Source organism: Bacillus sp. TH30, assembly GCF_016650875.1.
Classification (GTDB): Bacteria; Bacillota; Bacilli; order Bacillales; family Bacillaceae_G; genus Bacillus_A; species Bacillus_A mycoides.
The window spans coordinates 456,360-466,766 of the sequence record NZ_JAEKEY010000001.1; the positions used below are offsets into that span (position 1 = coordinate 456,360).

Here is a 10,407-nt window from a genome sequence, read left to right on the forward strand (position 1 = left end):
TTGTTTACTAAAATATAATAATATATATTAAAAGTAAACAGTATGAGAGCAAGTGATGTATGGTTGCTCTTTTTTATACGAAATATCACCTGCCGTAATGGATTATATAATAACAATTTCAGACATAAAGATAATTCAGAGGCATACACTTATATAGAACGGTTGCAAATATAATTACCGATATTCTTTGCGAGAGAGCACTTAAGGAGAGTGCTCTTTTTCATTTTCACACTTTAAAGGAGACAAGCATATAGTATAAAACAAGTTATATTTCATCTAATCCCTTTTTTACCAAAGTACCCGCGGAAACGAGTGCTGTTATTATGTCACCTTTTGATAAGGACAAGTATAGGGACAACCCTACGTTGTTCCTTATTCACTCATATCTAACTCCTTATCACATTAAGAGAATCCTTGTGTAGGATGCTCTTAATGTGATAAAACAATTTTTACACCAAAAAAGAAAGGCTTGATACATATGACGTATACGTCCGTTTTAATGATTATTGGAAAGTAAACTTCTATTCAAAAGTTTATTTTCGCAGCAGTTTAGTATATATGCGGTTGCATACATCGAATTAGCCTTAAGCATTAGCAGTTTAATTTTAGGGATAATCGCCCTAATACTTAAGATCTGGTCTAAACGAACAATATTTGTAATTTCATTTGTTTTATTATATTGTGCTTATTTTAGGACTAGATTAGAAATAAGCAGGATTTTACGAGTGGATTATTGTAATAGGACATATTCTACCGTCATTGTGAGAGTTGATTTTTTGGTTAATCTATTGGAAAATACATTCCAATTATCAGCAATAATACTACTCTTATGTTCATTTTATTATTACAGGCATTTTAAAAAGATTAAGAGAGAAAGAATACTAACTTCATTTGAATTTTCAATTTATATCATAACCCGAGTTGCATTTTTTCTTTGTGCAGGTAGTTATCTACTTTTGTTCTTGGATAAAAATTATTAAACAACCAGAAGCTATTCTTGAATAAAGAACAGCTTCTTTAAGGCAACGAAGGTATTTAAAACATGGAGATACTCTCTCAAAACGCGTTCGTTGGTTCTGGTGCAAAAACTTAAGGACAATTGCAATGAATCTATAAATCTTGGACATACTGTTACTATGACTTTAAAAAGGGTGCGTGATTGGTATGGAAAAGGAAAATGTATTCAAATGGAAGCATTATCAGCCTGATATTATTTTGTTAACGGTAAGATGGTACCTACGGTACAACCTCAGTTTTCGTGATTTGGTGGAAATGCTAGAAGAACGGGGTTTATCCATTTCTCATACAACGATTATGCGTTGGGTTCATCAGTATGGTCCTGAATTGGACAAACGAATCCGCCGTCACCTCAAACAAACAAATGACTCTTGGAGAGTCGATGAAACATATATCAAAGTAAAAGGTCAATGGATGTATCTGTATCGTGCTGTTGATTCGAAAGGAAACACAATTGATTTTTTCCTAAACAAAACAAGAGACCAGAAGGCTGCAAAGCGCTTTTTCAAGAAAGCTTTGCGGTCTTTTCATGTTTCAAAGCCACGTGTTATAACAGTCGATAAGAACCCGGCTTATCCTATAGCAATTGAACAGTTGAAAAAAGAAAAAAGAATACCTGATGGTATGCAATTTAGACAACAAAAGTACTTGAATAACATAGTAGAACAAGATCATCGCTTTATAAAGAAGCGAATCCGTTCTATGTTTGACACAGCTACATCCGTTCTTTCTGGAGTAGAAGCCATGCATATGATTAAAAAAGAGCAGCTTGATTTACGGGACCAGTCTGTCCAAAATCAGAAAGAATTCATCCATCAATTGTTTGGACTTGCAGCATAAGATACGATTCCGTTAGGAATATATGTGCTTTATTCTCCTATATTTTATTTTTGCACCAGAATCATGAGAAGGGAGTATGTGTCAATTTTACCGTTGTGAGCGGCAATAACAAAGTAAAACTGCCGAAGAACGGAACGGTTGTATTTGCTGGCGCGCCGAACTCGGAATTTGCAATCACGTTGAACTAGCTACAATTCTAGATGGACTTCAACAAAACCAGTACGACACAGAAGAGGTGTTTTGCTGGTTTTGTTTGTATTTACGTATGATCTTTACGAAGAGGCTTTCCACGAATAATATCACGCTCAAACTCTGCAAGAACAGCTAGCATACCAGTTCTGGGCAATCATCTTTTGCCCCACTCATCTTCTCGGTGTAAATACGTTCGCAGCCGGCATTATGATGTACAAGCCCTATACGATGCAGGAATTATCCGAGGTGTTTCGGCTACTAAGTTTAACCAACATGGCACACTCACACATCAACAGGCTGCACTTGTGTTAGAACGAACACTAGAATATCTAGGTGTAGAAAAAGAGTCAAATACAGGGCCCTACCACATACCCATCAACCTAAGATTTTGAAATAACCCCCAAAACGAAAATTTTATATCCCTACAGTTATTTATGAAAGTTCAATTCATTTTTTCATTTTGGGGAACAACCAACTTCTTAAGTTGATGGGCATGGGGTAGCACCGTACATCCATCAACTTAAGAAGAATAAACGCCACCAAAACAAAAAAAAGCCCCAAATTTTTCTTGAAAATAAATTAGGGCTCTTGAACCAGAAAAGTATATTTTTAACTATGAAAACTACGATAAATTTTTCCTTTTTTCCTACTTGCTAAATTCAGCAAGTAAAATATTTTTAAAAGGATCAGGATTGTCAGCTTTTCCTAAACTGTTAAAATTGACAGCTAACGTATGCTTACCTCCAAGTGTACCTCCAGCAAAAGTACTAAACCCTGGAATGCCACCTGAGTGCCCCCATATCGAGACACCGTTTGGAAGCCTAGTTTCATAGATTCCAAGACCATATCCGACGATTTCAGCACTTCCTGTAGGAACTGTAGTAAGCATTTGTTTTAGTTGCTGTTCCTTCAGTAATTTACCACTGAGTAAGTAAGAGAAGAATTTGTTTAAGTCGTCAGCAGTAGAAATCATATCTCCAGCCGAGCTACCTATACTTGGATTATAATACGTAATGTCTTTTAGCTCACTTGCTCCGTCTGGTTGGAAATATCCACGGGCATGGTTGGTGCCTGGAATAACGCTTGAATTGCCAGGTAGAAATGTATTTGACAATTCAAGTGGTTCAATAATTCGATTTTCAATCTCTTCCGCATAGCTGTTTCCAGTTACTTTTTCGATAAGGATACCCAGTAATACGTATCCTGTGTTTGAATAAGACCAGCCCTTTCCTGGGGCAAAGTCTGGGGGCAGCGAAAGTCCCAACTTCACTAGATCTTCAGCAGTAAACGATTTATTTCTATTCTTAAAAAAATCAGCTTCTTTTGTCCTTGAGTATTCAGCGATACCACTTGTATGGTTCAATATCTGCCGGATAGTAATCTGTTTAGCATCATATCCGTTTCCTTGAATAACACCAGGCAACCATTTTTCGATGGAATCGTCTAGATTCAGGCGATTCTCTCCAGCTAATTGAAGTACAACCGTTGCGGTGAACGTCTTCGTTACGCTGGCAATACGAAAGCGAAAATCTGTTTTCATTGGTTTCTTGGTGCTCAGATTCGCTACCCCAGCGGCATAACCCCACGTTTTTCCACCCTCATAGGTTTTAACAAGTATCCCCGGGAATCCAAGATGCAATGTATCTCGCATTGCTTGTTTGACGGAATTACGATCTCGTTGAGTGCTTGTGTGTGAGGAACTAGATACATTTTCAGTGGACTCTGCTGTTACAATTGATGTTGGTGTTGTGTATAACAGGGAACTCCCAGCTATTAAAATGGCAAGACTTGCAAATGTAATTTGACTACGTGTTTTCATAAGGCATTCCTCTCCTCTATTCATATTGTATAGGTGGTTGCTTGCTGTTTCATACTAACCACACAGCTATCATCTTCACCGATTACAAAAGGTCAACATTGAATTTGTAATCATCTTCATAAGTATTATTTTACCAACGCCATTCTGCCCTAACAAACGGTAAATCTCTCTTTTTCCACATGTTTGTAAACCACAGAAATTACTTCTTTTCCTTGAAACACTTTTGTTACTAGTTTGTTTTTCATATATAAGTCATATCTGTTCCGCCTTTCACGCCTCGTAATATTTTTATCCTATACAATGAAACTCTCTTTTTCCTTACCCATTCCTTACAAATTTCTTACGTTCAAAATAGATTCTATTTATTAATATTATTTAAAATCTGCGATACGATTTAATCTTAATTTAGTTGTTTTATAGAAATATTTCTGGTTTTCAGAAAAAATAATCGGAATATTCATTGTTTTCTATATTATTTTTAGAAAATAATCCCATTAATAGGAGTGTTATGATTTAATTGTTAGTCAATATCTCACTTTTAGAGCGTTAGTGTCTGTGAGAAAGTCTAAGCAAGCTATTGATTTCATTACCATCACAAACGAACTGCAAAAAAAGAATAGGGTTGAAGAGGCGGGAGAAGTCTCTTATTCCACCCAATTAGTTTCTATCGTCCCTATTTAGTAAACTTAAGGAGCTCGTTTTTATGAAAACTACCGAATCAAAAAGTCTATGGGGAAATACAATTTATTTACAAGTTTTCTCTGCATATTCACTGCTTATGCTCGGAGTATTTATTGACATGTTAGCCATTATGACCATTGTTAGTTTTGAATGGGAAGTAGACCCCATCATGATTGGATTAATTCCTGTTGCGTATGCACTTCCTGGGATTATATTTAGTTCATGGGCAGGCGTGATTGCTGATCGCTTTAGAAAAATTCCAATTATGATGTTTTGTAATCTAATGGTTGGTTTATTAACAATTGTTCTTTTATTTGTCCAAAATATTCATTGGCTTTTGTTAGCATTAATGGTTCGTTCCATTTTCACCGTTTTTTACTATCCTGCACAGCAAACACTAACACGACAGATTGTTTCTCCTGATCTGCTTACCAAAGCAGTAAGTATCAATGGGATAGTTGAGCAAGGAACCAAGATACTGGGCCCACTTATAGGAGGAATGTTGCTGAGCTGGTTTCAGCCAGAGTTTTGTCTGATTATAAGGGCAATATGCTGTTTACTAGCTGCTTTGGTTCTGTTGCCCACAATAAGGTTACAGGAATCTCTGTCAAGAGAACATATAGAAAAGAAACAGCAAAGTACTTGGACTGCTTGGTTACAAGGCTGGGGTTATGTATTATCCAATCGGATGATATTATCAACCATGATTTTCTTTACAATAGCTATGGCAGTATTACAATTAGTAGACTCACAGTTCCCTACTTTATTTAAGAGCTTGTTCCCAAATGATAAGAGTAAAATGGGATACATCATTTCTATTATTGGTCTTGGGGGAATAATTGGCGCATTCTTAACTCAGAAATTAAAACATTTTCAATATGGTTGGATAATATGTGGAGGTATTGCTTTAATGGGAATTGGCTTTGGAGGGATCAGTCTGATAACTCTGATAAGTCCTGATGCATCCCTCATTTTTGCCTATCTGATCAGTTTTATAGCTGGTATTGGAAGTGGACTTATGTTTGTATCCAATCAAGTCATTCTACAAATAGAATCTCATCAAGAACAGGTCGGAAGAGTATTTGGGATTCAAAGCAGTTTAGCAAATGCAGCCCTCATTATTTCTCCTGCTATGAGCGGTCCACTGGTTCACTTCTTCGGAGTAATTGAACTCTATTTTTATGTGGGTATTGGGCTCATCATCATTGCAGTAATTGGGGTTGCACTACAGAAATATTTATGGGTTACACATAAACAAGAACCTGTAAGAGTAAATAATTTTTGAAGGGAAGATTTTTTATGGCCAATGAGGAATGTTATCCGTTAAGTCATCCACAGAGGAGAATATGGTATACAGAAGTTATTCATTCCGGTAAAGGGATATGTAATTTAAGGTTTTTGTTTAAACTTCATAGAAAAATGGATTATTCAAAATTAAATCGAGTTGTGAATCGTGTTATTAGTGAAAATGATGGTCTTTGCATCAGATTAAAAGAAAATGGGCATCAGGAACCTGAACAATATTTTATTAAACATGAAGAACAAGAATTTGAGTTTTTCGATTTCAGTTCCGTGGAGGATTCAGATTTGCTTGAGAAATGGATTGAGCAGAAAACAAAAGAAACGTTTACATTATTTAATTCAGATTTATACTATTTCGCTTTAATAAAATTAAACGATAATGAATGTGCAGTCTTTGGGAATGTTCATCATATTATCATGGATGGTTTATCAATCCAAATATTTACCAGTCAGATTGCAAAATATTATTATGAGATGCATAACGAGACTGAGGAAGGCGAAATTAGAAATTCATATGTTCAATTTCTGGCCAATGAACAAACATACTTGAATAGTATTCGCTTTCAAAAAGATCAAAAATTCTGGTTAGAAGAATTTAAAACAATTCCATCTGTGACGGGATTGAAGCCTTATAATACGTACCAAGTTAGTACCAAAGCATCACGTGAAACGTTTATATTATCGGAGCATTTGAAGAAAAAGATAGAGATATTTTCTGAAGATTATAAATTAAGTGTATATTCTCTTTTTGTTGCTGCTTTCTCATTGTCTATGTATCGGTGGACCTCATCGCTTGATATTGCATTAGGAATGGCTTATGGCAATCGTATGACTAAAATGGAACGGGAATTAATTGGGATGATGGTGAGTACGGTTCCTCTAAGAATGGATATGGATCCAGAAGAAGAAGTACTTTCATTTATTGGTAGGGTGTCCAGAAAACAAAGTAAATCATTACGACATCAGAAATACCCATTTGATTTGTTATTAAAGCAGATTAATAAAGAGAATAACAGCAATGTTAGACTTTTCGGAACTACGATTGATTATAGAGATCGTGATGAAAGTGGTGACTCACTTTGGATTCCAAATGGTGAAGAAATGCAAGATTTTGCAGTACATATTGAGAATTTGACTGATATAGACTCTTTACAAGTACATATTGACTATCGTAAAGAGCTATTTTCTAAAGAAGAGATAAACCGCTTTTTTAAAACCATGTTAGCAATAATAGAAAATACATTTAAAAACCCAAAGCAAAAGGTTTCTGAGATTGAAATTATTTCAGAAGAAGATAAAAGAAAAAGTTTAGTAGAGTTCAACAATCCTAAGCTTGATTTTCCAGCTCAAGTAACTATTCATGAATTGTTTGAACAGCAAGCGATGATTTATCCAAATTCTATTGCAGTTACGTATGAAAAAGGAAAAGTTACTTATAGGGAGCTAAATGAACGTGCAAATCAGTTAGCTCATTATCTGCAGAAAAAAGGAGTAGGACCTGATACTTTAGTTGGGCTGTGTGTTGAACGTTCTCTAGAAATGATTGTAGGTATTTTAGGGATTTTGAAGGCTGGTGGAGCCTATGTTCCACTTGATCCAACATATCCAGAGCAGCGACTTCAATATATTTTAGAGGATGCTGGCATTCAGTTATTCGTAACGCAAGAAAGTTTAAAAGAATTGAAATGGTTACCAGAAAATATTAAATCGATTTGCCTGGATCGTGATCGAGATGAGATTGAGCAAGAAAGTAAGACTTTACCGATTTCTAATGTAAATCCTCAACACCTAGCTTACGTAATCTATACTTCGGGATCAACAGGGAATCCGAAGGGCGTCATGGTAGAGCATCACAATGTTATTCGTTTATTTAAATCAACGGAATGTTGGTATCAGTTTAATGAAAAAGATACTTGGACGCTTTTTCATTCTTATGCATTTGATTTCTCAGTATGGGAAATTTGGGGAGCATTATTGTATGGTGGAAAACTGGTTGTTGTTCCTTACTGGATTAGTCGATCGCCTAAGGATTTCTATCAACTATTGGTAGAGGAAGAAGTCACGGTTCTAAATCAGACGCCTTCCGCATTTCGACAATTAATACAGGTGTGTGAACAAGAAGATGAGAATAAAAACTTGCAGCTGCGTTATGTGATATTTGGTGGAGAAGCGTTAGAACCTATTAGCTTGTTACCATGGTTTCAAAGGTATGGTGAGAAAGAACCGCAGTTAATTAACATGTATGGAATTACAGAAACTACAGTTCATGTTACATATTATCCAATTACTCTAGATGATGTGCAGCATGCTTCAAGAAGTAATATCGGAAAACGAATTCCAGATTTAGAAGTGTATATACTAGACGCCTATCAACAACCTGTTCCTATAGGTGTAGATGGTGAGCTTTATATTGGCGGGGCAGGGCTTGCACGTGGGTATTTAAATAGACCTGAATTAACAGCAGAGCACTTTATATCTCATCCATTTAGTAGTGATTCGAAAGCAAGATTATACCGGACAGGAGACTTAGCGAGGTATTTGCCGGATGGGAATCTGGATTATCGTGGAAGAATTGATCATCAGGTTAAAATACGTGGTTTCCGAATTGAGATTGGGGAGATTGAGTCTACTTTAAATGCATATGTATCTATAAAAGAGGCAGTTGTAATTGTAAGAGAAGATCAACCGGGTGATAAACGATTAGTAGCATATGTTGTAGGAGATGGAAATGTAGGTGCGTGGAGAGAGTACCTTAAAGCGAAACTACCGAGCTATATGGTCCCTTCGGGATTTGTGACGATGGAAGCTATTCCACTTACAGCTAACGGTAAAGTTGATCGTGAGGCCTTACCTGTGCCGGAGGAAAGGCAGATTAAAAGTGAAGCTGTTGCCCCTCGGAATAGTAACGAACAGATACTGGCTACCATCTGGAAGCATGTGTTAGGTGTTAAAAAGGTGGGAATCTATGATAATTTCTTTGAAATTGGTGGTGACTCGATTCTCAGTATTCAAATCATATCTCAAGCAAGTCAAGTGGGGTTAAAACTTACTCCAAAGCAAATGTTTGAATGCCCAACCATTGCCGAGTTGGCACAAGTGGCTATAGAAACGCAGGGAGTGCAAGCGGAGCAGGGAATTGTGACAGGAGAAGTGCCCCTTACTCCAATTCAGTACTGGTTCTTCGAGCAAGAACATTCACGTCCGGAGCATTGGAATCAATCAATGCTTTTAAGAGTAAAAGAGAGATTGGACGTGAAGTTACTAGAAGGAGCGATCTTAAACTTACTAAAACATCATGATGCTTTACGTTTCCGGTACGAACAGTTACCAAATGGAACGTGGAGGCAGAGAAATGAAGGGACTGATGAGCATTCTGTACTTCATGTGGTAAAACGGAACAAAGCTAATCAACAAGCGTGGAATAAAGTAATACAAGAAGAGATGAACATTACTCAAACTAGTTTCAATTTAGTTACAGGTCCGTTAATGAGAGTAGTTTACTTTGAGGACACCTTGTCTGGAAATGATCGAATATTCTGGGTGATTCATCATTTAGTAGTAGATGGAGTATCGTGGAGAATTCTATTGGAAGATTTACAGGTGGTATATAACCAGATGAAACAAGGTCAAGGAGTTCGCCTACCTGCGAAAAGTACATCTTTTAAAGAGTGGTCGGAACGCCTGCAGGCATACAGTGATTCGGGTATTTCAAAAGAAGTACAAGATTATTGGAATGAACGGGTAGAAAAAGAAACGATGAAAATTCCAATGGACTATCCAATGCAAGAAACAACAGAAGAATCGATTGATCAAGTGACGAGGACTTTAGGAGTAGAAGAAACACATGCATTGTTACAAGAAGTTCCAGTGACTCATAAGACAAGGATAAATGAGGTACTATTGGCGGCATTAGGACAAGCTATCGTCGATTTTACAAATCAGCAAACGGTTTCTATTCATCTAGAAGGACACGGGAGAGAAGAGATGGTTGAAGGTATTGATCTATCACGGACAGTGGGCTGGTTCACGAGTATTTATCCTGTTCATCTGAATTTTCAAGGAACTAAAACACCTATTGAAGGATTAAAGGCTGTAAAAGATCAATTGCGTCAAATTCCGAATCGCGGAGTTGATTATGGTATTTTACGTTACTTGAAAAAAGAATTACTTCCGTTTTATCAGCAAAAGCCTTCAATAAGCTTTAACTATTTGGGCCAATTTGATCAAGTGTTTTCAAAAGAATCTTTGTTTATGCAAGAGACAGGGTTTACATTTTTAGATCATGCTCCAGATTCCAAGCCATCTCATCTAATTGAGGTTATCGGTATGGTAAAAGATGAGAAGTTACATTTTGTTTGGATATATAGTAGAGAACAGTTTTCTAGATTAAAAATTCAAGCGATAGCAGATGGTATGTTGAGGCATCTTCGTCAACTTATAAATAAACCAACAACAGAGTCAGCTTTTACAGTATCAGATTTTGCTGATGCTGAGGATCTTACGGAAGAAAGCTTGAGCAAAGTATTACTTAAATTAACAAAGAAGAGGGTGTAAAG

At 36.4% G+C, this 10,407-nt stretch carries 6 protein-coding genes; 5 read left to right on the plus strand and 1 reads right to left on the minus strand.

The genetic code is table 11. The features are described from left to right. Positions 1–776: 776 nt before the first annotated feature. On the plus strand, positions 777–980 hold the full coding sequence (locus tag JFU20_RS30035) for a hypothetical protein (protein ID WP_080448057.1): 204 nt from the start codon (positions 777–779) through the stop codon (positions 978–980). Positions 981–1,164: 184 nt separating this feature from the next. Beyond that, a complete protein-coding gene (locus tag JFU20_RS02225) occupies positions 1,165–1,857 on the plus strand; it encodes an IS6 family transposase (protein WP_078205933.1) in 693 nt (230 codons plus the stop codon). Positions 1,858–2,695: 838 nt separating this feature from the next. Here JFU20_RS02225 and JFU20_RS02230 read toward each other — a convergent pair. Further along, entirely contained in the window at positions 2,696–3,868 is a 1,173-nt protein-coding gene (locus JFU20_RS02230) for a serine hydrolase domain-containing protein (RefSeq protein ID WP_201038273.1), read from the minus strand. A gap of 549 nt (positions 3,869–4,417) precedes the next feature. Here JFU20_RS02230 and JFU20_RS30655 point away from each other — a divergent pair. Genes JFU20_RS30655 through JFU20_RS02245 form a run of 3 tightly spaced genes read left to right on the plus strand, consistent with a single transcriptional unit; the run spans position 4,418 to position 10,405 of the window. Further along, positions 4,418–4,549, plus strand: coding sequence for a DnaB-like helicase N-terminal domain-containing protein (locus JFU20_RS30655; RefSeq protein ID WP_078205049.1), 132 nt, complete (start codon positions 4,418–4,420; stop codon positions 4,547–4,549). 22 nt (positions 4,550–4,571) lie between these two features. Next, positions 4,572–5,834, plus strand: a complete 1,263-nt coding sequence (locus JFU20_RS02240; protein ID WP_078205050.1) for an MFS transporter — start codon at positions 4,572–4,574, stop codon at positions 5,832–5,834. Positions 5,835–5,848: 14 nt separating this feature from the next. Continuing rightward, positions 5,849–10,405, plus strand: a complete 4,557-nt coding sequence (locus JFU20_RS02245; protein WP_201038274.1) for a non-ribosomal peptide synthetase — start codon at positions 5,849–5,851, stop codon at positions 10,403–10,405. Positions 10,406–10,407: the final 2 nt, after the last annotated feature.

Excerpts from the sequence above, each read along its gene's own strand:
- JFU20_RS02245 (WP_201038274.1), top strand. The coding sequence starts at position 5,849 with ATGGCCAATGAGGAATGTTATCCGTTAAGTCATCCACAGAGGAGAATA.
- JFU20_RS02230 (WP_201038273.1), bottom strand. The coding sequence starts at position 3,868 with ATGAAAACACGTAGTCAAATTACATTTGCAAGTCTTGCCATTTTAATA.
- JFU20_RS02240 (WP_078205050.1), top strand. The coding sequence starts at position 4,572 with ATGAAAACTACCGAATCAAAAAGTCTATGGGGAAATACAATTTATTTA.
- JFU20_RS02225 (WP_078205933.1), top strand. The coding sequence starts at position 1,165 with ATGGAAAAGGAAAATGTATTCAAATGGAAGCATTATCAGCCTGATATT.